This is a genomic window from Shinella sp. WSJ-2 (assembly GCF_003432075.1).
Taxonomy (GTDB): Bacteria; Pseudomonadota; Alphaproteobacteria; order Rhizobiales; family Rhizobiaceae; genus Shinella.
The window spans coordinates 185730-211014 of the sequence record NZ_QWBU01000001.1 but is presented as its reverse complement, the minus strand read 5'-3'; the positions used below and the strand labels follow the sequence as shown (position 1 = coordinate 211014).

At 62.7% G+C, this 25285-nt stretch carries 23 protein-coding genes; 15 read left to right on the top strand and 8 right to left on the bottom strand.

The window, feature by feature from the left end:
* Positions 1 to 279: 279 nt before the first annotated feature.
* Positions 280 to 2823 (top strand): HAMP domain-containing methyl-accepting chemotaxis protein, encoded by a 2544-nt coding sequence (locus tag D0Y60_RS01010; protein ID WP_117366276.1) that lies wholly within the window; start codon positions 280 to 282, stop codon positions 2821 to 2823.
* Between the two features lie 63 nt (positions 2824 to 2886).
* Here D0Y60_RS01010 and moaA read toward each other — a convergent pair whose 3' ends face one another.
* Positions 2887 to 3873 carry a GTP 3',8-cyclase MoaA gene (gene moaA, locus D0Y60_RS01005; RefSeq protein ID WP_117366997.1) on the bottom strand — a complete coding sequence of 329 codons (987 nt, stop codon included), beginning with the start codon at positions 3871 to 3873 and terminating at the stop codon, positions 2887 to 2889.
* Between the two features lie 202 nt (positions 3874 to 4075).
* Between moaA and D0Y60_RS01000 the strand changes: the two genes are divergently transcribed.
* The 4 genes from D0Y60_RS01000 to D0Y60_RS00985 all read left to right on the top strand — a co-directional run bounded on the left by D0Y60_RS01000 (position 4076) and on the right by D0Y60_RS00985 (position 8190).
* Positions 4076 to 4450 (top strand): DUF971 domain-containing protein, encoded by a 375-nt coding sequence (locus D0Y60_RS01000; RefSeq protein ID WP_117366995.1) that lies wholly within the window; start codon positions 4076 to 4078, stop codon positions 4448 to 4450.
* Between the two features lie 49 nt (positions 4451 to 4499).
* The gene (locus tag D0Y60_RS00995; protein WP_117366275.1) at positions 4500 to 6326 is read left to right on the top strand and encodes a monovalent cation:proton antiporter-2 (CPA2) family protein; all 1827 of its coding nucleotides are present in this window, start codon (positions 4500 to 4502) and stop codon (positions 6324 to 6326) included.
* Between the two features lie 71 nt (positions 6327 to 6397).
* Positions 6398 to 6982, top strand: coding sequence for a TMEM175 family protein (locus D0Y60_RS00990; RefSeq protein WP_117366274.1), 585 nt, complete (start codon positions 6398 to 6400; stop codon positions 6980 to 6982).
* Positions 6979 to 8190 carry a low temperature requirement protein A gene (locus D0Y60_RS00985; RefSeq protein ID WP_117366273.1) on the top strand — a complete coding sequence of 404 codons (1212 nt, stop codon included), beginning with the start codon at positions 6979 to 6981 and terminating at the stop codon, positions 8188 to 8190. Before D0Y60_RS00990 ends, D0Y60_RS00985 begins: the two co-directional genes overlap by 4 nt.
* Here the strand turns inward: D0Y60_RS00985 and D0Y60_RS00980 are convergent.
* A complete protein-coding gene (locus tag D0Y60_RS00980) occupies positions 8187 to 8666 on the bottom strand; it encodes a MarR family transcriptional regulator (protein WP_117366272.1) in 480 nt (159 codons plus the stop codon). The two genes, D0Y60_RS00985 and D0Y60_RS00980, sit on opposite strands and share 4 nt — an antisense overlap.
* A 48-nt stretch (positions 8667 to 8714) precedes the next feature.
* Between D0Y60_RS00980 and D0Y60_RS00975 the strand changes: the two genes are divergently transcribed.
* The 4 genes from D0Y60_RS00975 to D0Y60_RS00960 all read left to right on the top strand — a co-directional run bounded on the left by D0Y60_RS00975 (position 8715) and on the right by D0Y60_RS00960 (position 11547).
* Positions 8715 to 9623, top strand: a complete 909-nt coding sequence (locus D0Y60_RS00975) for an alpha/beta fold hydrolase (RefSeq protein ID WP_117366271.1) — start codon at positions 8715 to 8717, stop codon at positions 9621 to 9623.
* A gap of 70 nt (positions 9624 to 9693) precedes the next feature.
* A complete protein-coding gene (locus D0Y60_RS00970) occupies positions 9694 to 10302 on the top strand; it encodes a pyridoxamine 5'-phosphate oxidase family protein (protein ID WP_117366270.1) in 609 nt (202 codons plus the stop codon).
* 74 nt (positions 10303 to 10376) lie between these two features.
* Positions 10377 to 10763 carry a hypothetical protein gene (locus D0Y60_RS00965; protein WP_117366993.1) on the top strand — a complete coding sequence of 129 codons (387 nt, stop codon included), beginning with the start codon at positions 10377 to 10379 and terminating at the stop codon, positions 10761 to 10763.
* Positions 10753 to 11547 (top strand): M15 family metallopeptidase, encoded by a 795-nt coding sequence (locus D0Y60_RS00960; RefSeq protein WP_117366269.1) that lies wholly within the window; start codon positions 10753 to 10755, stop codon positions 11545 to 11547. The genes D0Y60_RS00965 and D0Y60_RS00960 overlap by 11 nt, the downstream gene beginning before the upstream one ends.
* A gap of 17 nt (positions 11548 to 11564) precedes the next feature.
* Here D0Y60_RS00960 and D0Y60_RS00955 read toward each other — a convergent pair whose 3' ends face one another.
* The 3 genes from D0Y60_RS00955 to fumC form a co-directional block, all read right to left on the bottom strand.
* Positions 11565 to 12212 carry a L,D-transpeptidase gene (locus D0Y60_RS00955; RefSeq protein WP_117366268.1) on the bottom strand — a complete coding sequence of 216 codons (648 nt, stop codon included), beginning with the start codon at positions 12210 to 12212 and terminating at the stop codon, positions 11565 to 11567.
* A 312-nt stretch (positions 12213 to 12524) separates the two neighbouring features.
* On the bottom strand, positions 12525 to 13595 hold the full coding sequence (locus tag D0Y60_RS00950) for a GGDEF domain-containing protein (RefSeq protein ID WP_117366267.1): 1071 nt from the start codon (positions 13593 to 13595) through the stop codon (positions 12525 to 12527).
* Positions 13596 to 13757: 162 nt separating this feature from the next.
* Entirely contained in the window at positions 13758 to 15209 is a 1452-nt protein-coding gene (fumC, locus tag D0Y60_RS00945; RefSeq protein ID WP_245409083.1) for a class II fumarate hydratase, read from the bottom strand.
* 472 nt (positions 15210 to 15681) lie between these two features.
* Here fumC and D0Y60_RS00940 point away from each other — a divergent pair, with 472 nt between their 5' ends.
* Entirely contained in the window at positions 15682 to 17556 is a 1875-nt protein-coding gene (locus tag D0Y60_RS00940; protein ID WP_117366265.1) for a murein L,D-transpeptidase, read from the top strand.
* Between the two features lie 63 nt (positions 17557 to 17619).
* Here the strand turns inward: D0Y60_RS00940 and D0Y60_RS00935 are convergent, their stop codons facing one another.
* Complete coding sequence (locus D0Y60_RS00935; protein WP_117366264.1) at positions 17620 to 18294, bottom strand: HAD family hydrolase; 675 nt, start codon at positions 18292 to 18294, stop codon at positions 17620 to 17622.
* A 222-nt stretch (positions 18295 to 18516) separates the two neighbouring features.
* Between D0Y60_RS00935 and rpiA the strand changes: the two genes are divergently transcribed.
* Together rpiA and D0Y60_RS00925 are read left to right on the top strand one after the other, a co-directional pair.
* Positions 18517 to 19215: a ribose-5-phosphate isomerase RpiA gene (gene rpiA / locus D0Y60_RS00930; protein WP_117366263.1), complete on the top strand. Its 699-nt coding sequence runs from the start codon at positions 18517 to 18519 to the stop codon at positions 19213 to 19215.
* Between the two features lie 18 nt (positions 19216 to 19233).
* A complete protein-coding gene (locus tag D0Y60_RS00925; RefSeq protein WP_117366262.1) occupies positions 19234 to 19779 on the top strand; it encodes a DUF2059 domain-containing protein in 546 nt (181 codons plus the stop codon).
* A 102-nt stretch (positions 19780 to 19881) separates the two neighbouring features.
* Here the strand turns inward: D0Y60_RS00925 and D0Y60_RS00920 are convergent, their stop codons facing one another.
* Entirely contained in the window at positions 19882 to 20217 is a 336-nt protein-coding gene (locus D0Y60_RS00920) for a hypothetical protein (protein ID WP_117366261.1), read from the bottom strand.
* A gap of 255 nt (positions 20218 to 20472) precedes the next feature.
* Here D0Y60_RS00920 and gor point away from each other — a divergent pair, with 255 nt between their 5' ends.
* Positions 20473 to 21861 carry a glutathione-disulfide reductase gene (gene gor, locus D0Y60_RS00915; protein WP_117366260.1) on the top strand — a complete coding sequence of 463 codons (1389 nt, stop codon included), beginning with the start codon at positions 20473 to 20475 and terminating at the stop codon, positions 21859 to 21861.
* On the opposite strand, the gene D0Y60_RS00910 is transcribed toward gor, so the two are convergent.
* Positions 21839 to 22744 (bottom strand): LysR family transcriptional regulator, encoded by a 906-nt coding sequence (locus D0Y60_RS00910; protein WP_117366259.1) that lies wholly within the window; start codon positions 22742 to 22744, stop codon positions 21839 to 21841. The genes gor and D0Y60_RS00910 overlap by 23 nt on opposite strands.
* Before the next feature lie 549 nt (positions 22745 to 23293).
* On the opposite strand from D0Y60_RS00910, the gene D0Y60_RS00905 reads away from it, so the two are divergent.
* Together D0Y60_RS00905 and D0Y60_RS00900 are read left to right on the top strand one after the other, a co-directional pair.
* On the top strand, positions 23294 to 24667 hold the full coding sequence (locus D0Y60_RS00905; RefSeq protein ID WP_117366258.1) for a 3-deoxy-7-phosphoheptulonate synthase class II: 1374 nt from the start codon (positions 23294 to 23296) through the stop codon (positions 24665 to 24667).
* A 208-nt stretch (positions 24668 to 24875) separates the two neighbouring features.
* On the top strand, positions 24876 to 25271 hold the full coding sequence (locus D0Y60_RS00900; protein WP_117366257.1) for a GFA family protein: 396 nt from the start codon (positions 24876 to 24878) through the stop codon (positions 25269 to 25271).
* Positions 25272 to 25285 lie beyond the last annotated feature (14 nt).

Genomic DNA, 25285 nt, shown 5'->3' with positions numbered 1-25285 from the left:
GATTGGGAGGATTTTGGGCAAAAACCGCGATCATTTCGGCGCAAAGCCTTGAGTTTCTGCCGGTTTCTCGAAGGCATTCATTAAGCTTCCCCACCTATCGTTGCGTCATCCCAAATGCGTGTTCGCATGATGCGACGGGTGAGGGCTGGCCGTCTGATGCAAGACAGGCCCAGTCCCTTGAGCAGTTTGCGGCCGCACTCCCCTTGGTCTCCAGAGTGGCCGTTTCGGCTTTAAAGCACCCGACGGGACATGGTCGTCATAAGAAACGTCGGGGAAACCATGTCCTTCATCGACCGCCTGCTCCAGCAGCGCCGTATCGTCACCAAGGTGTTGCTGTTCGTCATTCCGCTCGTCGCGCTCATCGCCGGCATCGGGCTCGTTGGTTATTTCACCGCGAGCACGCTGAACGGCCATATGACGGTCACCCGCGAGACGATCAACAGCCTGTCGCATTTCCAGAACCTGCGCACGGGCCTGCAGGATTTCGCCGACAAGCCGGGACAGGAGACGCGTGACGCACTCTTCGCCCGCATCGATGAGCAGGAGGCCGGCATCCGCGATCTCGACGCGCTGCTGCCCAATGCGGCGGAAAAGGCCAAGATCGCCTCCGTCGTCGCCCTTGCCGGCACGATGCGCGGCCAGACCGAGACACTCTGGTCGATCGATCAGGAGCGCAACGCCGTCACCGCCGGCCTCGAAAGCGCGCTGGCTGCGATGGCCAAGGATGGAGACTTTGCCGAAAAGCAGATTGCGGTCATCCGCACCGAATCGGGCGAGAAGGAAGCCTTCGCCAAGGCGCTGCTGTTCGATGCCGCGGCCTATCAGGGGCTGGCCGAACGGATCGGCAAATTCCGCAAGCCGGTCGCGCTTGCCATGAAGCCGGAAGACAAGGTGAAGGCGGCCGAGACCTATCTGCCGCAGCTCCTAAAGCAGCTTGCCGAATCCAAGGCGATCGCCTCGCCGAAGGCACTGGAACAGATCAAGCCGCTGGAGGCCGAAATCGCCGCCGTGCAGGCAATCCTTGCGGGTACTGATGATGCCGAAGGCAAGAAGGCGAAGTTCATTCCCGTTCTCACCAAGCTTTCCAAATTCGATGCCGATTTCCTGAAGGAGGCCGGCAAGAATTCCGATACCGCCGCCAAGCGCTTCGTTGGCATGGATGCGGAGATCGCGTTGCTCAAGACGCTGATCACGCTGATGGGCGATACGTTCAAGGGCATCGACCAGACCCGCCTGCATATCAGCGAGCTGCATCGCAAGCTCGACCAGTCGAGCCGCGACGCGGTTCTTGCCGACGTGAAGGCCGTTGCCGCCAGCGCCGCCGAGCTTGCTAAGCTCGGCGCGAAGAATGCCGCTCTGCGCGATCTCTCGCAGAAGCTGGAGCCTTCGCTCGCCAGCATCGAGAAGGGCACGCAGGACCTGATCGCCGTCGGTGAAAAGTGGCAGGCGGCACGTGTTGCCGCCTATGCCTCCGTCGCCGATGCCAGCCAGACGCTCGAGCAGTTCGTGTCGAGTGCTCAGGAGGCCGGCAAGCAGGATAGCCAGCGTTCAGCCAATGTCTCGATCATCGCCATGGTCGCCGGCACGCTGCTCGCCATTATCGGCGGCCTGATGCTGGTCGAAACCCTGCGTGGTCCGCTGAAGCGCGTCACCGAATCCATGGCGCGTCTCGCCAGCGGCGATCTGGAAATCAGCATAGACGGCCGCAACCGCGGCGACGAGATCGGCGACATGGTGCGCTCGGTCGCCGTCTTCCGCGATGCCGCCCGCGAAAACGTAAGGCTCGAGCAGGAGGCGGAAGCCCAACGTCAGCTGACGGCCGAGGAGCAGGCCCGCCGCGCCAGCGAGCGCGCCCGCATCGAGGCCGAGCAGACCGAGGCGCTGACGGCACTTTCCGACGTGCTCGGCCAGCTTGCCGCCGGCAATCTCGAAGAGAGCATGACGGAGGCGCTCGCCGCCGAATATGTCGCGATGGCCCGCACCTACAACAATGCCGTGGAGGCGCTGCGCCACACGCTGTCGGACGTCCGCGCGACGACAATGGAAATCAACGGCGGCACCGGCAACCTTGCCGCCTCCGCCGATGATCTCGCCCGCCGCACCGAACAGCAGGCGGCGGCCCTCGAGGAAAGCTCGCGGGCACTGCGCCAGCTGACCGACATCGTCCGCTCGACGGCGGAAAGCGCCCAGAAGACCGCCGTTTCTGTCGACGAGACGCACAGCTACGCCCAGCGCTCCGGCGAGGTCGTGGCCAAGGCCGTCACCGCCATGGGCGAGATCAACCGCTCCTCGGAGAAGATCAGCACGATCATCGGCGTCATCGACGAGATCGCCTTCCAGACGAACCTTCTGGCGCTCAACGCCGGTGTTGAAGCTGCCCGGGCCGGCGAGGCCGGCCGTGGCTTCGCTGTCGTCGCGCAGGAGGTTCGCGAGCTTGCCCAGCGCTGCGCCGGTGCCGCCCGCGAGATCAAGGGCCTCATCTCGGAAAGCTCCGCGCAGGTGCGCAACGGCGTTTCGCTGGTGACGGAGACGGGCGAGGCGCTCTCGGTGATCAACGACCACATCTCCTCGATCCATACGCTCGTCGGCAAGATCGAGGCGGCCGCCGCGGCCCAGTATCAGGGCATCAACGAGGTGAACCAAGCGGTGCACCAGGTCGAGCTCATCACCCAGCAGAATGCCGCGATGGTGGAGGAGAACACCGCCGAAATCCACGGCCTGCGCCGCCGGGTTCAGACCCTCAACGAGAAGATCGACCACTTCAAGACGCGCGATCTCGATACGCGTGTGGAGGATGGCTACGGCCGGCCCTACGCGGCTTGAGCTATCGTGGCGGACAAAACAAAACGGCCGGGCGAGAGCCCGGCCATTTTGTTTGAAGGGCTTTCAACCGCCCGTAACGCTCATATGCCGGGCGACCGCGGGGCGGTTGCGGCGGTCGATGATGAAGTCGTGGCCCTTGGGCTTGCGGCCGATGGCCTCGTCGATGGCCTGCGAAAGCAGGGCGTCGTCATCGGAGGCGCGCAGCGGCAGGCGCAGGTCCGCGGCGTCGTTCTGGCCCAGGCACATATAGAGCGTGCCGGTGCAGGTGAGGCGCACGCGGTTGCAGCTCTCGCAGAAATTATGCGTCATCGGCGTGATGAGGCCGAGCCGGCCGCCGGTTTCCTCGACCGTGACATAGCGGGCAGGTCCGCCGGTGCGGTAGGCGTTCTCGGTCAGCGTGAACTCTTCGGCGAGGCGGGCGCGCATTTCCGAGAGCGGCAGGTAGCGGTCGGTGCGGTCTTCCTCGATCTCGCCCATCGGCATGGTCTCGATGAGCGTCAAATCCATGCCGCGGCCGTGCGCCCAGCGCATCAGGTCGGGGATTTCCTGGTCGTTGAAATCCTTCAGGGCGACGGCGTTGATCTTGATCTTCAGGCCGGCGGCCTGTGCGGCGTCGATGCCTTCGATGACCTTGGAAAGCTCGCCCCAGCGGGTGATGGTCTTGAATTTTTCCGCGTCGAGCGTGTCGAGCGAGACATTGATGCGGCGCACGCCACAATCGGCGAGTTCTGCCGCGTGTTTGGCGAGCTGCGAGCCGTTCGTCGTCAGCGTCAGTTCGTCGAGCGTGCCGGCATGGACGTGGCGACCGAGTTCGCGCACGAGATGCATGATGTTCTTGCGCACAAGCGGCTCGCCGCCGGTCAGGCGCAGCTTGCGCACGCCCTTGGCGATGAAGGCGGAACAGAGCCGGTTCAGCTCTTCGAGGGTGAGCAGGTCCTTTTTCGGCAGGAAGGTCATGTTTTCCGCCATGCAATAGGTGCAGCGGAAATCGCAGCGGTCTGTCACGGAAACGCGCAGATAGGTGACCGCCCGCCCGAAGGGGTCGATCATCGGGGCTGCGGATTGCGCGACCGGGTCTGCGCCGTTCCAGGGGCCTGCATAGGAATTCAAAACACGTCCTCCATGACCGACATGTCGTGCGCGCGAGGCGCAGCGTCAAGGCGATGCGGCGATTATGACAGTATTTTCCGCCTTGCACATCCCCGGCTTGCGGCATAGTCCTTCGCGAAATCGAATAGGAAAGGGCATGGACATGAGCGATCTCTGGCCGACCGAACTGCGTGTCTCCAAGGACCGCCAGCGCCTCCTCGTCACCTTCAACGACGGCGCGAGCTTCGATCTTTCCGCCGAGATGCTGCGTGTCCTGTCTCCCTCGGCGGAAGTACAGGGCCATGGGCCGGGCCAGAAGGTGACCGTGCCGGGCAAGCGCAACGTCGCGATCATCGCCATGACGCCGACGGGCAATTATGCCGTACGCATCGGCTTCGACGACTTTCACGATACCGGCATCTTCACGTGGTCCTATCTCAGGGAACTCGGGGAAAAGGGCGAAACACTCTTCGCCGAATACGAGCGCGACCTTGCAGAGAAGGGCATGAGCCGCGATATGTCGGAAAAGCCGCGATAATTTCAGGACTGCCAAAGGGCGCGTCCACCGCAAACGAACGGAGAGCCCCTTGGCAGCAGAAGCGAACGCAAACGATCTCACCCAGGTTGTCGTGCTGCTGGCGGCCGGTGTCGCCGCCGTGCCGGTCTTCAAGAAGATCGGCCTTGGTTCGGTGCTCGGCTATCTCGCGGCCGGTCTTGCCATCGGTCCCTTCGGCCTCGGCTTCTTTGCCGATCCGCAGGCGATCATCCATGTCGCGGAACTCGGCGTGGTGATGTTCCTCTTCATCATCGGCCTGGAAATGCAGCCCTCGCGGCTCTGGGGCATGCGCAAGGATATTTTTGGTCTCGGCGCGGTGCAGGTCATGGGCGCCATGGCGGCACTCACCGGTATCGGGCTTTCCTTCGGCTTCCCGCTCATTCCCTCCTTCGTCGCCGGCACCGGCTTCGTTTTGACCTCCACCGCCATCGTCATGCAGATGCTGCAGGAGCGCGGCACGCTATCGACGCTGAAGGGCCAGCGCATCATCGCCATCCTGCTCTTCGAAGACCTCGCCATCGTGCCGCTGCTCGCCATCGTGGCACTTCTCGGCACCGGGGCCGCCGCGACGGATGCCTCGGACCGCTGGCTTTCCGTTGGTATCGCCATTGGAGCCATCGTCGCGCTGGTTCTGGCGGGGCGCTATCTGCTCAATCCGCTGTTTCGGGTGCTGGCCGCCTCCGGTGCGCGTGAGGTGATGACGGCGGCCGCACTGCTAGTGGTTCTGGGCTCGGCGCTCGCCATGCAGGTCTCCGGTCTCTCCATGGCGATGGGGGCGTTCCTCGCCGGCGTTCTGCTTTCCGAATCGGCGTTCCGCCACCAGCTGGAGGCCGATATCGAGCCGTTCCGCGGCATCCTGCTCGGCCTGTTCTTCCTCGGTGTCGGCATGGCGATCGATCTCTCGGTCATCGCCGCCAACTGGCAGCTCGTGGTGGCGAGCGTCATAGGCTACATGGTGGCGAAAACGCTGCTGATCTATGTCGTCGCGCGCCTGCTCGGCACCTGCCACAGCGAGAGCCTGGAGCGCGCGGTGCTTATGGCGCAGGGCGGCGAATTCGCCTTCGTGCTCTATGCCGCCGCCGTGGCCGCCGGCATTCTCAACGGTGAGGAAAACGCCATCCTGACGGCGACGATCATCATCTCGATGATCCTGACGCCGCTGATGGTCATCCTGCATGACCGCATCGTGCCGAAGCAGCAGCCCTCCACCGAGGGGCTGACGCTGCCGGAGAACGTCGAGGGCACGGTGCTGATGATCGGCTTCGGCCGTTTCGGCCAGATCGTCAGCCAGCCGTTGCTTGCGCGCGGCTACACGCTCTCGCTTATCGACAAGGATGCGGAATTCGTGCGCGACGCCTCGGATTTCGGCTTCAAGGTCTATTACGGCGATGGCTCGCGCATCGATATTCTGCATGCGGCCGGTGCCTCCACGGCGAAGGCGATCCTGATCTGCCTCGACGACAAGGAGGCCGCGGTGAAGATTGCCGAGATCGTCCGCGAGGAGTTCCCGCTCGTGCCGATCCTGGCGCGCGCCTACGACCGCGGTCATGCGCTGGATCTCATCCATGCCGGCGTCGACTTCCAGATTCGCGAGACTTTCGAATCGGCGATGATCTTCAGCCAGGAGACGCTGAAGGCACTCGGTGAGGACGAGGATCTGGCGGCGGAGGTAGTGGAGGAGTTCCGCGATGTCGATCGCCAGCGGTTGGAACTGGAAACCGTTGGGGGCATCTATGCCGGGCGTCAGCTCATCCGCGGCAACGCCTCGCCCGCCGACCTTGTCGCCGCACGCACGGGCCGGCAGCGCGCGGCAGCGGAAGAGGAGCGCCATCGCCACGAGGAAGAACAGGCGAGTTGACGTTACGCAATCTTTTGTAGCGACTCAGCGCAACATGCGTCATGTCTAATGAAAACGGACATGAGGTGCGTATGAACAAGGGCCGGCTCGAAGCCTTCAGCGATGGCGTGATCGCCATCATCATCACGATCATGGTGTTGCAGCTTGCTGTGCCGAAGGAGCCGACCTTCGCGGCGCTTTTGCCCATGCTGCCGATCTTCCTCGGCTATCTCCTGAGCTTCGTCTATGTGGCGATCTACTGGAACAACCATCACCATTTGCTGACGATCTGCGGCAATGCCAGCGGCGGCGTGCTCTGGGCGAACATGCATCTGTTGTTCTGGATGTCGCTCATTCCCTTCGCCACGGCCTGGATGGGCAACAATCCCTCGGATGCCCTGCCAACGGCGCTCTATGGCGTGATCCTGCTTTTGACGGCCATCGCCTATGAAATCCTGCAGATCCGTATCGTTGCCGTGCACCCGGATGCCGAGCGTGTGCGCAGCGCGCTCGGGCGGGATTTCAAGGGGCGCTTCTCGCCGGTCTTCTATCTCGCAGCGATCGGGCTTGCCTTTGTCTCGCCGGTGATTTCCCATGTGCTCTATGCGGCGGTAGCACTTCTCTGGATCGTTCCCGACCAGCGCCTGGAACAGCTCTATAAAAAGGATGCGCCATGACGGCGACAAATGACGAACGTTTTGCCACTTCCGCCTGTCTGCGTGCCCGGGGCACCGCCAAGGAAGGCAAGGTGGCCTTTGCCGAGCTTTTCTTCGATCTCATCTTCGTGCTGACGATCATCCAGCTTTCCCATTCGCTGGCCGCCCACTATTCGCCACTCGGCCTCGTCGAGGCCGCACTGTTGATGCTGGCGATCTGGTGGGTGTGGATCTACACGACATGGGCGACGAACTGGCTCGACCCGGAAAAGTCGCCGGTGCGCATCCTGCTCTTCGTGCTGATGTTCTTGGGGCTGATGCTGTCCATCGCCATCCCCACGGCCTTCGATGCGGGCGGGCTTCTCTTCGCAATCACCTATGTCGCCATGCAGACCGGTCGCTCGGCCTTCACCGCCTATGTCATGCGCCGCGACTGGCCGGAAAACAGCCTCAACTTCACGCGTATCACGGTCTGGACGCTGTTTTCGGCGGTGTTCTGGATCGGCGGCGCCTTCGTGGAACATGAGGCGCGCCTTGCGCTGTGGATCGTCGCGCTCGGCCTCGAATATGCCTCGCCAGCGCTCGGCTTTGCCGTGCCGGGGCTTGGACGCTCGACGGTCAGTGACTGGCAGGTTTCGGGCGAGCACATGGCGGAGCGCTGCGCGCTCTTCGTAATCATTTGCCTGGGCGAGACGATCCTCGTCACGGGCCGCACGGTCGCCGGCATGGAACTGCTCGACGGCTTCACCATCTTCATGTTGATGACCGCGTTCCTGTCGACCGCCACCATGTGGTGGATCTATTTCCGCTTCGGCCATGGCGAGGCGGCGCATCTCATCGAGCATTCGGCGACCCCAGGCCGCATCGCCCGCATGGCCTTCACCTATGCGCATATCCCGATTGTTGCCGGCATTATCCTGTCGGCGGTGGCGGAGGAGTTCGCGCTTGCCCATCCGCACGGCCATGTCGATGCCAAGACGGCGAGCGCCATTCTCGGCGGGCCGATCGTCTTCCTCCTCGGCAACATCTGGTTCAAGGCGGCTATCCGCGGTCGCTCTCCGCTGTCGCATATCGTCGGCATCGCTGCCCTTCTTGCGCTCTCGGTTCTGGTGCCCTTGGTCGAGCCCTATCAGCTCTTCATGGCGGCCGCCGCCGTGCTGTTCGGCGTGGCGCTCTGGGAATTCCAGTCGTTGAAGTCGACGCGGGCTGACGCGGTCGCGAAAGCCTAGCCTTCCTCTTCGTCATCCGCAGTCTCCAGTGTCTGGAGAATGCGGATGATGTCTTCCATGGCGTCCGCCACTTGAAGGCAGCGGTCTTCCGGCGTCTGCGACATGATGCGCTCGATGAGGCCGGTCTGGATGGACATGGCCTTTTCCGTCAGCGCCCTTCCGTCCGCGGTCAGCGACAGGCGCAGCACGCGCTTGTCCCTGGCATCGGGATTGCGCTCGATGAGGCCGCGCTTTTCGAGCTGCGGCAGAAGCATGCTCATATTCGAGCGGCCGACCAGCAGCTTGCGCGCCAGCTCCTGCTGGGAAATGCCCTGGAAACGATAGAGATTGACGAGAATGTCGAGATGCGGCGGCTTGATGCCGAGGTCCGCGATCGCCCGCGTCACCGCCTGCTGCATCAGCTGGCAGGCGCGCGCCACCCCGATCCAGCTGCGAAAGCGCGGATGATCCCAGGGGAAGGCTTGATTTTTGTTCATCGTTGTACTTTATTGTTCAGCATTGAACATTTTTGATGGATTCCCACTATGGCATCCTTTGGCTTGAAGGTCATCCGCCTCGTGCTTTCGGGCGTCGCCGCGGTGTCTCCCGATGCGGCCGGCCGCGCCGCGTTCCGCCTCTTTGCGACCACGCCGGGCCGCCGCCCGCGCACGGCAAAGGAGAGGGAGCTTTTTGCGCGCTCCGAGGGCTGGATGCGCCAGGCGCAGCGCGTGACGCTGGACTTCGCCGGCGGCACGGCGGTGGCCCATCGTTTCGCGGCGCGTCCGTGCGAAGCCTTCGCCGGTCGCGTGCTGGTCGTGCATGGCTGGGGCTCGCGCGCGGCCTACCTCTCGGCTTTGACGGAGGGGCTGGTGGCTGCGGGCCATGAGGTCGTGGCGCTCGACCTGCCGGGCCATGGCGCCTCACGCGGGCGCACGCTGACCTTGCCGATGGCCGTGCGCGCCATCGATGCGGCCTGGCAACGCTTCAGCGGCTTCGACTATTTCTGCGGCCATTCTTTCGGCGGTGCGTCGCTTGCCTGCGCGGCAAGCGGCCTCGTGCCCGCGGTGCCCGCACACCGGCCGCGCCGGCTCGTCACCATCGGTTCACCAAGCGAAATGGCGTGGCTGTTCAAGGATCTCGGACGCTACCTGAAGCTCGGTCCCAGAGCGCAGCTGGCGCTGGAAGCCCATGTCGAGCGCATTGCCGGCGCGCCGCTTTCGGCCTTCGATGCGGCGAGCGGGGCAGGGCGGCTCAGCACGCCGATGCTGGTCCTCCATGCCGAGGACGACAAGGAGGTGCCGGCCCATCACGCCCGGCGCTATGCCGCCTCCGGCCCCAATGTGACACTGGAATGGGCCAATGGCTTCGGCCATCGCCGTATCGTCTCCGCCGAGCCCGTGATCGACCGCATCGTCGGCTTCTTTGCTGAGGATGGGCGGCTTATCGCCGCGTGATCGCTTTCCGTCACGCTCCTGTCATGCAAGGGTGCGATGCGCCGCAAGGGTGCAGGCACAGGAGAGCAGCATGACGGTGGTCACGTCGGTCGAACAATTGAACGCACTTTACGGAACGCCGGGAGACGCCTCGCTCGTCAAGGTGACGGATTTTCTGCTACCGGAATACCGCACGATGATCGCGGCCTCCCCGTTCGTGGCGCTTGCCACGGTGGGGCCGGAAGGGCTCGACTGCTCGCCGCGCGGCGATGCAGGCGCGGTCATCCATATCGAGGACGAGCGCACGCTGATGCTGCCGGACTGGCGCGGCAACAACCGGATCGATTCGCTCTCCAACATCGTGCGCGATCCGCGCGTCGCCCTGATGTTCCTCATTCCCGGCTCCAACACGACAATGCGCCTCAACGGTCGCGCCGTGGTGCGCATCGATGATGCGATCACGCAGCGTTTCGTCATGGATGGAAAACATCCGCGCTCGGTCGTTGTCATCGCGATCGAGGAAGTCTATTCGCAATGCGCCCGCGCCGTCCTGCGCGCCGATCTCTGGAACCCGGAGAAGTTCCGCGACGTCGCCTGCCTGCCGACCGTCGGCCAGATGCTGGCTTCCGCCAAAAAGGGGTTCGACGGCGTGGCTTACGATAGGGAATGGCCGGGGCGCGCGGCAAAGACTCTATGGTAAGCGTGCGAATATCCCGCCTTCCCGAGCCGTCTTGTTCCTGGTTATGAATGGCTTTTGCCGAATTGGAGTTTGAGATGCGGACAAGACTTTTTGCGGCGGTTTTCGCCGGCATGCTGGTGGCCTCGACGGGCGCTGCCAAGGCAGACGAGCTTATCGAGAGCTATGGCGCCTATATCGGCCAGGACGATCTTTACAATTCCAACAATGAGCGCCTGACGCAGCCTTGGCAGGTCATCCGGCAGGATCGTGCCAATGTGCATCGCTTCGGCGTCAGCCAGCCCGGCGACGACACCGACAGTTTCTTCGCTTCCGCCCGCAACCGCGAACTTGCCGAGCGCATGATCAGCCATGGCCGCATCGAGCGCAGCGCCGCCCGCCGCCTGCTGCAGGGCGATGTGCGCATCCAGGTGGAAATCTGGCGCGGCGCGGATGGCGACTATATCAACATCAATGTCGATTAAGCCGCTTCTCGCGGGCGTTGCCGCAGTCTTCCTTGCGATGCCCGCGGCTCGCGCGGCGGAGCCCGATCTCGCGGCCCGCCTCAAGCTTTTGGTGGAAGCCTATCCGGAAAGCCTTTCCGGCGTCGAGGGCAACAGGCTGTTGTTCAAGGACGGCGGCCCGGCGCTCGATATCGATGACGGCAAGGCGAAGGATCACCAGGCGGCGCTCGCCTCTGGCGATGTCGAGGATAGCCTGCGGCAGATCTATCCGCTCGGTGCCTGCGAGAAGAAGCCGGAGGTCGATTTCGATCCCGGCCGCATTCGCAGCGATGCGTTGATGATGCGGCTCTATGGCGCCTCGGCGAAGGCTGTCGGGGACGATCTCGTGGCCGTCAAATGGTTCGGCGAGACCTTGCGCGTGACGAAGAGGCAGGGTGCTGCAGCCGCGCTGGAGAAGGTGCGGGATGCGCTTGCGGCGAAACCCGAATTGAAGCGTTACCTCAGCCCCTCGGCCGGCGTGTTCAACTGGCGCAAGGTTTCCGGCGCGAAGAACATGTCTGTGCACAGTTTTGGCGCGGCGGTCGACCTCAACACGAAATTTGCGGATTACTGGATCTGGTCGGGCGGCAAGCCGGGCAAGGTGCCGAAATACGCCAACAAATATCCGCTCGAGATCGTCGAGATTTTCGAGCGTTACGGCTTTATCTGGGGTGGGCGTTGGTATCACTACGACACCATGCATTTCGAATACCGCCCGGAACTCATTGCCATCGCAAAAGCGGCAGACGCTTCGGCCTGCCGCTGATCTTTCCGTCTGGTCGCTTAGTTGCGAACGATAACCGTCGTGCCGGCGGTGACCTGAGCGTAGAGGTGTTCGACGTCCTCGTTCGCCATGCGGATGCAGCCGGACGACTGCGCCTTGCCGAGTGAGGACGGCTGGTTGGTGCCGTGGATGCGGTAGACGGTGGAACCGAGGTAGATGGCGCGCGAACCGAGCGGGTTGTCGAGGCCGCCCTTCATCGAGACCGGCAGGATCTTGCCCTTCTTGGCTTCGCGCGCGCGCATGTCTTCCGGCGGCGTCCAGGTCGGCCATTCGGTCTTGCGTGTTACCTTTTCCGTGCCGGTCCAGATGAAGCCTTCGCGGCCGACGCTGACGGCATATTTCATGGCGAGGCCGGAGCCAAGCACGTGGTAGAGGCGGCGCTCGGAATTGTCGACGATGATCGTGCCGGGGGCGACGTCTTCGGTGAACGCAACGAGTTCACGGGCGATCGGGGCGCGGGAAACGGCGGCGATCTTCTTTTCCGACTTCATCGGCTTGCCGCCGGAGAGGACCTGCAGCCAGCCAACCTTCTGGGTGGATGAAGAGAGCGACGCGACTTCGATCGGGTCGATGGCATTGTCGGCGGCCGAAGCGACGCCGCAGGTAGAAAGAATGCCTGCGATAAGAGCGAGTGCGAACTTGTTCATAGTCTTGGTCCCTATCTGGAGCGCCGGTGGGGTTCGTGCCTGGCGTCGTGTTCTGATGGGGACGTTGTACGGTGTTGCCTGATCTAGCGATGTTCCGGCGGGAACAGGCCCTTAGAAGGGCTGGATCCAGACCAGGCTGCTCAGCATCAGGGCGGCAATCATGGTGATTTCGAGAAATCCGGTTTGCATGGCGTAGTCCTCCTGTGTGCCGCAAAAACGCGCCGGTGTCGCCGTGGTTCCGCCGGATTTCAAAAAACACTGTAAAAGCAAACGGCGCCCGAAGGCGCCGTCTCGAAGGGCATATCTCGAGGTCTATTTGCGATAAATCAGCCAGCTCTTGGAAAAGTCCTTCTTCATTCCATCCTCATAGGCCATGGTCCGGTTGCGGCCGCCATTTTTCGCGCAATAGAGGGCGATATCGGCCTTCGAATAGAGTTCGCCGGGGCCTTCCGCCCCGGAGGCCATGCAAAAGCCGAGCGAGATGGTGATTGGGCCGTAGTTGACGCCGGTCTTGGAGTTCTTGAAGGGCGTGTGCTCAAGGGCAGTGCGGATGCGCTCGGCAATCGCCATTGCCTCCTCCTCGGTGTTGCCCTCGACGATCATCGCGAACTCCTCGCCGCCGGTGCGGGCAACTAGGATGTCCTTGCGCACATTGGCGCGGATGAGGCTGCCGATCGAGGCGAGAATCTTGTCGCCGACGGGATGGCCGTAGGTGTCGTTGATCTTCTTGAAATGATCGATATCGGCGATGATCAGCGCCGTCACGTGGCGCGTCATCGTCGAATTGTAGATAGCGGAGAGCTTGTCGTCGAAGGCGCGGCGATTGGAAAGCTGCGTCAGCGAATCCGTGTTGGCGATGCGCTTGTATTCGTCGAGTTCCTTGCGCACATTGTCCATCTCGACGGACTTCTGTGCGACATTCTCCACCATCACCTTGCCCTGGTTGATGGTGTCGCCGGTCGCCTCCGTCAGGACGCCGATGACGCCTTTGATGATATCGACGCTAGCCGAATTCTTGTTGTTGATGCGCACGAAGGTTTCGTCGAGCAGCTTGTTGTAGCTTTCGAGCGAGGTCTGCTCCTGCTTCAGGAGGCGCAGCAGTCCTTCCAGCTCGCCGACGATCTTTGTATGGGCGCCATCGATGGCCGGCACACCATGATGGTGGCCGAAATACTGCATGCCGATTTCGTCGAGTTCTTCCTGCGATGCCTTGCTGCCGAGGGCGGCGAGTTCGCGCGTCAGCTTGGGGTTTGAGCCGATATAGGCCTCGTAGAACAACTCGTAGTTTCGAGGAATGGGCGATACACCCATTATGCGCATGGCATACGTCACCTGCGCCGCGATATCCGGCACCTGGACCTTTTGCGCAACTGCCGTGTTCATTTCGGCTGCTCCTGGCTCTTTCGTTAGCTCCCGCAAAATACTGCGAAAATGCTTTGCGAAGGATTAACGATTGTGTCTCCCGTTGCGTAAGTGGTGCGAGAAAAAAGGCCGTAAATCCGGGGATTTACGGCCTTCATCAATAGAGTATGAGGGATTTCTTCCTCAACCCGGCATAATCATTTTTTCCGGGCGTACAACTTCGTCGAACTCTTCGTTGGTGACGTAACCGCCACCGACGGCCTCTTCACGCAGCGTGGTGCCGTTCTTGTGGGCGGTCTTGGCGATCTTGGCGGCGTTGTCGTAGCCGATCTTCGGTGCAAGTGCCGTGACGAGCATCAGCGAGCGGTCGAGCGCCGCCTTGATGTTGTCCTCGCGCGCCTCGATGCCGACGACGCAATTGTCGGTGAAGGAGATCGCGGCATCCGACAGGAGCTGGACGGATTGCAGGAAGTTGTAGGCCATCAGCGGGTTGAAGACGTTCAGCTCGAAATGGCCCTGGCTGCCGGCGAAGGTCAGCGAAGCGTGGTTGCCGAACACCTGGGCGCAGACCTGGGTGAGGGCTTCGCACTGGGTGGGGTTGACCTTGCCGGGCATGATCGACGAGCCAGGTTCGTTTTCCGGCAGCGCCAGTTCGCCGAGGCCCGAGCGCGGGCCGGAGCCGAGGAAGCGGATGTCGTTGGCGATCTTGAAGAGCGCGGCGGCGGCCGAATTGATCGCGCCATGCGAAAAGACCATGGAATCGTGGGCTGCGAGCGCCTCGAACTTGTTCGGCGCGGTCTTGAAGGCGATGCCGGTGATCGAAGCGATGTGCTCGGCGACTTTTTCGGCAAAGCCGATCGGGGCGTTGAGACCCGTGCCGACGGCGGTGCCGCCCTGGGCGAGTTCGCACAGGCCCGGCAGCGTCATCTCGATGCGCTTGATGGAGGAGGCGACCTGCGCGGCATAGCCGGAGAATTCCTGGCCGAGCGTCAGCGGCGTTGCGTCCTGCGTATGCGTGCGGCCGATCTTGATGATGTGATCGAAGGCCTTGACCTTGGCTTCGAGCGCGGCGTGCAGGTGCTTAAGCGCCGGCAGAAGGTCATGGACGATACGCTCGGCGCAGGCGATGTGCATGGCCGTCGGATAGGTATCGTTCGACGACTGGCTCATGTTGACGTGGTCGTTCGGGTGCACCGGCTTCTTGGAGCCCATGACGCCGCCGAGCATTTCGATCGCCCGGTTGGAAATTACTTCATTGGCGTTCATGTTGGACTGCGTGCCCGATCCCGTCTGCCAGACGACGAGCGGAAAATGATCGTTCAACTTGCCGTCGATGACTTCCTGCGCGGCCTCCGTGATGGCCTTGGCAAGCGCCGGATCGAGGCGGCCGAGTTCGGCATTGGCGCGGGCGGCAGCCTGTTTGACGATGCCGAGCGCACGCACGACCGACAGCGGCTGCTTTTCCCAGCCGATCTTGAAGTTGCCGAGAGAGCGCTGGGCCTGCGCGCCCCAATAGCGGCTGTTGTCCACTTCGATGGGGCCGAATGTATCCGTTTCCGTGCGCGTCGATGTCATAATGCTTCCCGCTTCTCCGAGCCCATGCGTTACGGTGTGCCGCCGGCCTTGCCGCCGCATGGGACGCGGCAGGCCGGGCGAGCGCGGGCCGTTTGGAAGGCCGCGCTGGCGCGAAAAATCGCGCAAATCTCTGGCCTATCTGCGACCCGGTTGCAAGCGCGGAATGGCGGGAGAAGTCGAGACTTTCGGTTAAAATCGATTAGGCGGCGGACGGACCGGGACCACGCATAGGGCTGCTCGCAACGCTGTGCTTTTTCCATCACAATCGCCGGCTTGTTTTTTCGATGCCTTTCGGCAGACGGGCCGGAATTCTCACTTTCCGCGCGAAATTTCGCCGCCAATTCAAATTTTTACGCATGCTCGTCCGTCTGGTTTTCCAGGTGTCGGCGTCACGCAGACGTGAGGTTTTACAGGGCTGGCGGGAAGGGGCGTTTCCTTTTCATTCACCATCCTTTCCTATAACTTACCGGCCTGCTGGTTCGGGCGCCGCCAGAGACCGCGCGTTGCGGTTCATACGGGGAATGGATTACTTATGAAGCTGACAAAGACTGCCGTGCTGGCCGCCGCGCTGGCTCTTTCCTGCGCCACCATCACGCTCCACGCTGCGCCTGCCAACGCCCTGACGCTGTTCGATATCTTCCGCGGGAAGAAGAAGGAGCCCGTGCGCGAAGACTTGCCCGGTGTCACGACCGGGCTTCCTCTGCCGGCGGAAACGAAGCAGGCGGCTAAGCCGCTGCCGCGCGTTACCGGCCCGCGCTACTATACCTACAAGGCTGACGGCCTTAAGCGCGTCGCCGTCGAGAAGCTCGCCGACCCGGTCGTGACGAGCTCGATCACTGTCGATATTCCTGCGGCCGGGGATGCCGGCGTGCGCGCCGCCTTCGCCAATGTCAATGTGCGCACGACGCCCGACGCCGCCAAGGCGGTCGAAGCATTCTACGGCACACAGAAGAAATTCGTCTGGATCGACGGCACTGGCATCAACGAGAAGGCGAAGAGCGCGATTGCCGTCCTCGCCGATGCCGCGACCGTGGGCCTCGACCCTTGGGACTACGCAGTCAAGATCCCCGCCGACAGCTTCGACGCCGCCGACATGAACAAGCGTTATGACGAGCTTGCGACTTTCGAGATCGCGCTGTCGTCCGCTGTCGCCACCTATGTGCAGGACGCCGTGCGCGGCCGCATCGATCCGAACCGCATCTCCGGTTACCACGATTTCAAGCGCAAGGACGTCAATATCGTCGCGGCTCTGAAGAACGTGGCGATGAGCAGCAACGTCAAGGGCTATCTGGAAAGCCGCTCGCCGGCGAGTGCCGATTTCCAGGCGCTGAAGGCCGAGCTTGCCAAGCTGAAGGCCGAAAGCGGCGCGGACGATCGTGTCGTCATCGCCGATGGCACACTGTTGAAGCCCGGTCAGAGCAATCCCGAACTGGCGAACATCGTCAAGGGTATCGTCAAGCACGGCTCGGATGCGCTGAAGACCGAACATTCCCTCACGATTGCCGGCTACAAGGACACGCCGGAATACACGCCGGAACTGGTGTCGCTTGTCGAGGCGTTCCAGAAGGAAAACGGCCTGAAGCCAGACGGCGTGGTCGGGAAGGCTTCGATCCGCAAGATGGTTGGCGGCGACAGCTCTGCCGACAAGATCGCCAAGCTGGAAGTGGCGCTCGAACAGGCGCGCTGGCTGCCTGTCGATCTGGGCGCGCGCCACGTCTTTATCAACCAGCCGGCCTTCCAGGTCTATTACTACGAGGATGGTCAGGAAAAATTCTCGATGCGCACGGTCGTCGGCTCGAAGTCGAACCAGACCTATTTCTTCGAGGACCGCATCCAGACCGTAGAAGTGAACCCCTATTGGGGCGTGCCGCAGTCGATCATCATCAACGAGATGCTGCCCAAGCTGCGCAACGACCCGAATTATCTTGACCGCATGGGCTATGAAGTGGCCGTGGGTGGCAGGGCGGTTCCGTCGTCCTCCGTCAACTGGTATGGCTCGACATCGGGCATTTCCGTTCGCCAGCCGCCGAGTGGCGACAATGCGCTGGGCGAATTGAAGATACTCTTCCCCAACAGCCATGCCATCTACATGCATGACACGCCGTCGAAGAGCTTCTTCAAGAAGGACATGCGTGCTCTCAGCCACGGCTGCGTGCGCCTTGCCGAACCCCGCAAGATGGCTGCTGCCGTGCTCGGCGTGACGGAAGCCGACATCGCCAAGGAAATTGCAGGTGGCAAGAACAAGGGTATCAACGTCAAGGCCGATATCCCGATCTACGTCGCCTATTTCACGGCATGGCCGAACAAGGACGGCGCAGTCGAATATTTCGACGACGTCTATGGTCGCGACGACTATATGCGCAAGGCTTTCGCCGCAACGCAGAAGGCGCGGCAGGTTCAGGGCTGACAGCGTCCAGGGGCAACGAATATCGAAGGCGCCGTATCCTGAAGGACGCGGCGCCTTTTTTGATCAGCGTGCGAGCAGGCGTTCGATGAGGTCGGGCGTCAGTTCGTCGAAATGCGTGACGACATGGCTTGGCTTGAGTTCCGCGATCGGCACGTCGGAATAGCCGAAGGGTACGCCGACCGAGGGCACGCCGGCATTGCGGGCGACCAGGATGTCATTGAGGCTGTCGCCGACCATCACCGTGCGCTTCGGATCGGCTTGCGCCAGGCGGACGGTGCCGAGCAGGTGTTCGGCATCGGGCTTGCGGACAGCGAACGTGTCGCCGCCGGTGATCGCGGCAAAACGGGCGGTCAGGCCGAGGCCGTCGATCAGGCGGCGGGCAAGGCCCTCCATCTTGTTGGTGCAGACGGCAAGGCGGTAGCCGGCGTCCGCGAGGCGGTCCATTGCCTCGACGAGGCCCGGATAGGGCACGGAGACGCCCGGCATTGCTTCAGCATAGTGCTGGACGAAGACATCAAGCATCCGCTCCAGTTCGCCGTCGGTGATGTCACGGCCGCGCAGCGAGAAGGCGCGCTTGATCATGACCTGCCCGCCATGGCCGACGAGATAGGTGAGATCGCCATAGCCGACCGGATCGAGGCCTTCGAGACCGATCGTGTGGTTGAGGCTCGCCACGAGGTCGTGTGCGGTGTCGATGAGCGTACCGTCGAGATCGAAGACAACGAGAGAAGCGGACATGGGAAACCTTGCAGGAGAGATGGGAGGCGGGTTTCTCCGGTAGGCGATGGAGGCGGCATTTGCAATCGCCTTGTGCCGTTACCTTTTATCGACACCGTGAACCACCGGCTTCGCCGCGATTTTGGCTTTCGTTTGCCGGGCGGTGCGTGTAAGTGTCTCACCGGAATTTCCGGCCGCTTCGCGTGAAGGGCCGGCGGGTTGCTTTTAAGGAGTGCGTGGCGGATGGACGCCAGGGAAATGAAGATCAAGGCCGCGGAAGCCGCTCTTGCCCATGTGGAAGACGGCATGCGGCTCGGCATCGGCACCGGCTCGACGGCGGAAGAATTCGTCCGGCTTCTGGCGGAAAAGGTTGCTGGCGGCCTCAAGGTGGAGGGCGTGCCCACCTCCGAGCGCACGGCGCGGCTTTGCGTCGAACTCGGCGTGCCTCTGAAGTCGCTCGATGAACTGCCGGAACTCGACCTGACCATCGACGGCGCCGACGAGGTCGACGGCCAGCTGCGCCTCGTCAAGGGCGGCGGCGGCGCGCTCCTGCGCGAGAAGATCGTAGCGGCCGCCTCGGCCCGCATGATCGTGATCGCCGACGAGACCAAGGTGGTCGAGACGCTTGGCGCTTTCAAGCTACCGATCGAGGTCAATCCGTTCGGCCTCGTCTCCACGCGCATCGCCATCGAGAAAGCAGCCGCGCGCCTTGGGCTTTCCGGTCCGCTCACGCTGCGCGCCTCCGGTGACGGCACCTTCATGACGGATGGTGGACACTATATTCTCGACGCATCTTTTGGCCGCATTCCTGATGCAGATGCGCTCGCAAGCAGCCTCAATGACATACCCGGTGTCGTCGAACACGGACTCTTCATCAATATGGCGTCGCTTGCCATCATCGCCGGTCCGGCTGGTGCGCGCACGCTGACGGCGAAAGAATAGACAGGAGCATAGACCGACATGATCAACTTTGCTGGTTTCGGCCGGACCCTCGCGGTAACCCTCATCGTTTCGGCAAGCCTCGTCGGCGCCGCCAAGGCGCAGGAGGTCTCGGAAGAGCAGTTGAAGACCGCGCGCACCGCCATCGACGCCATCGCGGCGACTGCAGGCTTCGACAACATCCTGCCGAGCCTTGCCATGCGCGCCAAGGCGGCCCTCATTCAGGCTTCCCCGAACCATGAGGCGGAAATCAACGCGACCGTTGACGAGCAGGCGCTGGCACTTGCACCGCGCCGCGCCGATCTCGAAAAGGAAGCCGCGACGATCTACGCAAAGACCTTCACGCAGGACGAGCTGAAGGCGATCGCCGACTTCTACTCCTCGCCGGTCGGCAAGAAGCTCCTGTCGGACGGCCCGATCGCCACGCGCAGCCTGATGAAGGCCGCCGAAATCTGGGCTGCCGGCATCGGCCGCGACCTGCAGGTCGAAAGTGGCAAGAAGCTGCAGAACATTCTCGGCGCCCCGGCAACCGCCGAAGGTGGCGAAGCGAAGCAGCCGCAGCAGTAAGCGAACAAACATAAAGGCGGCCTCCGGGCCGCCTTTTCATATCCTTCGTGATGAAACGGGCCGCCTCTTTCAGAGACGGCCCGTTTTTCATTCTTCGCCGGCTTATTCGTGGATCGTGTATTCGCCGAGTTCGCAAAGGTTCTGCGTGTCCGTGGTCGTATCAAGATCGGACTCCTCGGCGAATTCGAAACGCATGTCGTAGTTACAGACGTCCCGACCGTCGGCGATCGTGATTTCGATCGTCTCGCCGGGGTTGAGGACCTGTTCGCCGAAGACGTCGTCTTCCCACTTATCGACGCCGACGGGCGAGGTGTGGAAACGGGTCAGGACGGAGTTGGTGCCATTCTTCAGCTGGAAGACGAGGTCTTCCGCGAGAGCCGGGCCTGCAAGCATGGCGAGTGCCAGTGCCGATGCTGCGAAAACTTTAGATTTAGCCATATCTATCATCCGGTTAGCCCACAATCGGGCGATCGATTCCTACGGTGCCTTTATCTCGCCGTAAATGGGATTCGCCTGCTTTTTTAGAAAAAACTGTTGGGCGTCGCGCTGCGTTCACGGTCCGCGGTGCAGATCGTTGCGCAACACTCTTTTCCTTTTGGTTGCGGCGTTCCTATATGAAGAAAACCGGTCGGTGGATTCGCGCCGCCGCATCCCTTTCGGCCGTCCGGCCAGCCTTGCCCGCAGGAGATCACAATGACGGCATTCGACTACGACCTCTTCGTCATCGGCGGAGGCTCCGGTGGCGTGCGCAGCGCGCGTTTGGCCGCCAGCATGGGCAAGAAGGTCGCGATAGCGGAAGAGTTTCGCTTTGGCGGTACCTGCGTCATCCGTGGCTGCGTGCCGAAGAAGCTCTATGTCTACGCCTCGCAGTTTCCTGAGCATTTCGAGGACGCGGCCGGTTTCGGCTGGACGGTCGGCGAGACCACCTTCGACTGGCAGGCGCTCGTCGCCGCCAAGGAGAAGGAGATCACCCGTCTCGAAGGCCTCTATCGCAAGGGTCTCGACAATGCGGCCGCGACCATTCTGGCGACCCGCGCCGTGCTGGTCGGCCCGAACACGCTTCGCCTAACGGCGACCGACGAACTGGTGACGGCCGAGCGCATCCTGATCGCCGTCGGGGGGCATCCGACGCCGCACCCCGACCTGCCGGGCCATGAGCTCTGCATCTCGTCCAACGAGGCCTTCGATCTGCCGGACATGCCGAAATCCATCGTCATCTCCGGCGGCGGCTATATCGCTGTCGAATTCGCCAACATCTTCCACGGTCTCGGCGTCGAGACGACGTTGATCTATCGCGGTAGGCAGATCCTTTCGCGCTTCGACCATGACATGCGCCAGGGCTTGCAGGCGGCGATGGTCGCCAAGGGCATCCGCGTTCTTTGCGAGGACCTCATTACCAGCGTTTCGGAGACGGCGGATGGCAAGCGGTCGGTCGCGACCAAAGGCGGCGAGACGCTGGTCGTCGATCAGGTCATGCTGGCGCTGGGCCGCGTGCCGAACACAGGCAGCCTCGGGCTGGAGACGGCTGGTGTGAAGACCAGCGAGCGTGGCGCCATTATCGTCGACGAGTTCTCGCGCACCAACGTGCCCGGTATCTTCGCGCTGGGCGACGTGACGGATCGTGTGCAGCTGACGCCGGTCGCCATCCATGAGGCTATGTGCTTCATCGAGACGGAATTCCGCGGCAATCCGGTCTCGCCGGATCATGACCTCATCGCCACCGCCGTCTTCTCGCAGCCGGAAATCGGTACGGTGGGCCTCAGCGAAGAGGATGCGGCGAAAAAGTTCGACGATCTCGAAATCTACCGTGCCGAATTCCGGCCGATGAAGGCGACGCTGTCGGGCCGGCAGGAAAAGACGATCATGAAGCTCGTCGTCAATGCGGCGGACCGCAAGGTGGTGGGCGCGCATATCCTCGGCCACGAAGCGGGCGAGATGGCGCAGCTGCTCGGCATTTCGCTGAAGGCCGGCGTCACCAAGGACGATTTCGACCGCACCATGGCGGTGCATCCGACGGCATCCGAAGAGCTGGTGACGATGTACCAGCCGAGCTACCGCATCAGGAACGGCCAGCGGCTCTAAGCGGCGGCGCCTTTGCCACCGCCGGACGGCGGCCGGCAAAACGGTCCTCGTGGCTCTTGAAGAGGGCGGCGAGGCGGTCGAGCGCGAGGCGCATTTCCGGCCGGTGCCGGTCGTCGTCGTTGACGGCGAGCCACAGCGGGTGGGTGAGGGCCTCGATCGGCTCGCCCTCGCGCATCAACCCCGGCATCGTGTCTCCCACGAAGGTCGGCAGCACGCCACGCCCCGCGCCGCCGGCGATCAGCCGGGCAAGGATGTCGGGTGCGTTGGTCCAGGTGTGGATCTGATTCTCGTGATGGCGGAAAACCCATTTTTCCGGCTCCGAGACCGCGACTTCCGTGCCGATAGACACCCAGGGCAGATCCGTTTCGAAAGCGTGGCCCGACGCGCGGTAGACGGCATAGGTCACGTCCACGGATTTGCGCACGGCGAGATTGCCGGTCTTCGGCGCGGCGTGGAGGAGGAAGATCATGCCGTGGCGATAGGCGAGGTCGTCGCCGGGCGGAAGCCGCTTGCAGCAGAGACGGAAACTGTCTTCCGCGCCGCGCAGCGCGCCCGTGTTATCGGCAACGAAACCCGTCAGCCAGATATCGCCGGCAATCGAGACGATGGGTAGCGCGAAGGCTTCGCCATGCCAGCGGGTGATATCTGCCGTCGTGCGGCGGATCGTCTGCACATGCTCGAACAGCACCATGCCGTCCGGTGCCAGCCGATAGCCCTGCTGGCTGCGGACGAAAAGCGTGCGGCCCATGGTGCGCTCCAGCGCCAGCATGCGGCGGCCGATCGTCGGCGCGCTGATGCCGGTGATGCTTGCCGCACCGGCAAGTCCGCCCTCGGCGGCGACATGGAAGAAAAGCTGCAGGTCGCTCCAGTCGACTTCCGACATATCCGGTCCCTCGTTTGGTCTCCTTTCATAGCGCAAAAGCCGCCGCCGGTATCGCTCACCGGTGAAACGGACGTTTCATTTCCGCATCTACGAAGACGACAGGACGGTGGCTACTTCCATGACGAACACCGCAAACGAGGAGTTTCGTCATGACCCCGGAATGGATGATTGCCTTCGACCGACAGAAGGCTGCAATGCGACGCTTACAACGCGATCCTTTCGCCGACCCGCTGGAGCGGGAGGAATGGCGCGGCCTGCAAGGGGTGAACACTCTGTTCAGCCGATGGCTGGGAAACGACAGGCCGCAACCGCGAAAGGCAAGGCAAAAGCCTGTTTCGAGCTGGATATTCGCATTCGGGACCGCATCGCGTCGCTCCCGGGCCTGATCGTCTGCCTGCCGCCTGTCACATGAAAACACCGGCGCCGCAATTGCCTCGGCGACCGCTGGAAGTTCGGCTATGCAAGAACCATCTAACGGTTTATAAGCCCGCATCTTCAAAACGGAGGGCGCCCGCAGGCTTTCGCGAGCGCTCAGGACAGGTGAGTATCATGGCACAGAATTGGACCCCGACCAGCTGGCGGCAGAAGCCCATCCAGCAGGTTCCGGAATATCCGGATCTCGCCGCATTGGCGGCGACTGAAGAGCGCCTTGCGAAGTTTCCGCCGCTCGTCTTCGCCGGTGAGGCCCGCCGCCTGAAGGCATCGCTTGCCAATGTCGCAGAAGGCAAGGGTTTTCTGCTGCAGGGCGGCGATTGCGCCGAGAGCTTCGCCGAACATGGCGCCGATACGATCCGCGACTTCTTCCGCGCCTTCCTCCAGATGGCCGTGGTCCTGACTTTTGGCGCCCAACAACCTGTTGTTAAGGTCGGTCGTATTGCCGGCCAGTTCGCCAAGCCGCGCTCCTCGAACATCGAGAAACAGGGTGATGTGTCGCTGCCGTCCTACCGTGGCGATATCATCAACGGCATCGAATTCACCGAGGAAGCCCGTATTCCGAACCCGGAACGCCAGATCATGGCCTACCGTCAGTCGGCCGCGACGCTGAACCTGCTGCGCGCCTTCGCGATGGGCGGTTACGCCAATCTCGACAACGTGCACCAGTGGATGCTCGGCTTCGTCAAGGATAGCCCGCAGGCCGAGCGCTACCGCAAGCTCGCCGACCGGATTTCCGAAACGATGGACTTCATGAAGGCCATCGGGATCACGCCGGAAACCAATCCGAACCTGCGCGAGACCGATTTCTTCACGAGCCATGAGGCATTGCTGCTCGGCTACGAGCAGGCGCTGACACGCGTCGATTCGACCTCGGGCGACTGGTATGCCACGTCCGGCCACATGATCTGGATCGGCGACCGCACGCGCCAGGCCCACCACGCGCATATCGAATATTGCCGCGGCATCAAGAACCCGCTCGGCCTGAAGTGCGGCCCGTCGCTCACCGGCGATGGCCTGCTTGAGCTGATCGATCTCCTGAACCCGAGCAACGAGGCCGGCCGCCTGACGCTGATCTGCCGTTTCGGCCACGACAAGGTCGCCGACAACCTGCCGAAGCTCATCCGCGCCGTCGAGCGCGAGGGCAAGAAGGTCGTCTGGTCCTGCGATCCGATGCACGGCAACACGATCACGCTCAACAACTACAAGACCCGTCCGTTCGAGCGGATCCTGTCGGAAGTCGAAAGCTTCTTCCAGATCCACCGCGCGGAAGGCACGCATCCGGGCGGCATCCATATCGAGATGACCGGCAACGATGTCACGGAATGCACGGGTGGCGCACGCGCGCTGTCGGGCGATGACCTCGCAGACCGCTACCACACCCATTGTGACCCGCGCCTCAATGCCGACCAGGCCCTCGAGCTCGCCTTCCTTCTTGCCGAGCGCATGAAGGGCGGCCGCGACGAAAAGCGGATGGTTGTGAACGGTTGATCCCTATCCGTTCACGCTTCGGTTCCGTAAATTAGCGGCGCTGATGCAAGCATTCAGGAATGTGAATTTGACAGGACCGGGCCCGCTGACAAAGCTGGCCCGGTTTTCGTTTGCTTGCCCGCGCCATGCCTTGCCGCGCGAAAGCGGCCCGGGTGGCGCATCACCACCTAAGATCATTGAATTCTGAACGGTTCTCGAAGGGGGAGACATGAGCGAGACGCATTCGGGACATTGCCTGTGCGGTGCGGTGCGGTTTCGCACGTCCGGCAAGCTGCGAGAGGTGACCGCCTGCCATTGCAGCCAGTGCCGCCGGCAGACGGGGCATTTTTATGCGGCGACCAATGTGCAGGATGACGGCTTGGCGGTGGAGGGGGCCGAGAGCGTCACCTGGTACCGCGCCAGCGAGACGGCAAGCCGCGGTTTCTGCCGCACCTGTGGTTCGGCCCTGTTCTGGAAGGGCGACGGATCGGATTATACCTCGATCATGGCTGGCGCCTTCGACCAGCCGACGGGGCTCAAGATCGGCGTGCACATCTTCTGTGCTGACAAGGGCGATTACTACGAGATTGCTGACGACGCGCCTCAATACGCTCAGGGCAGGTGAGGCGCGCTGCCGTC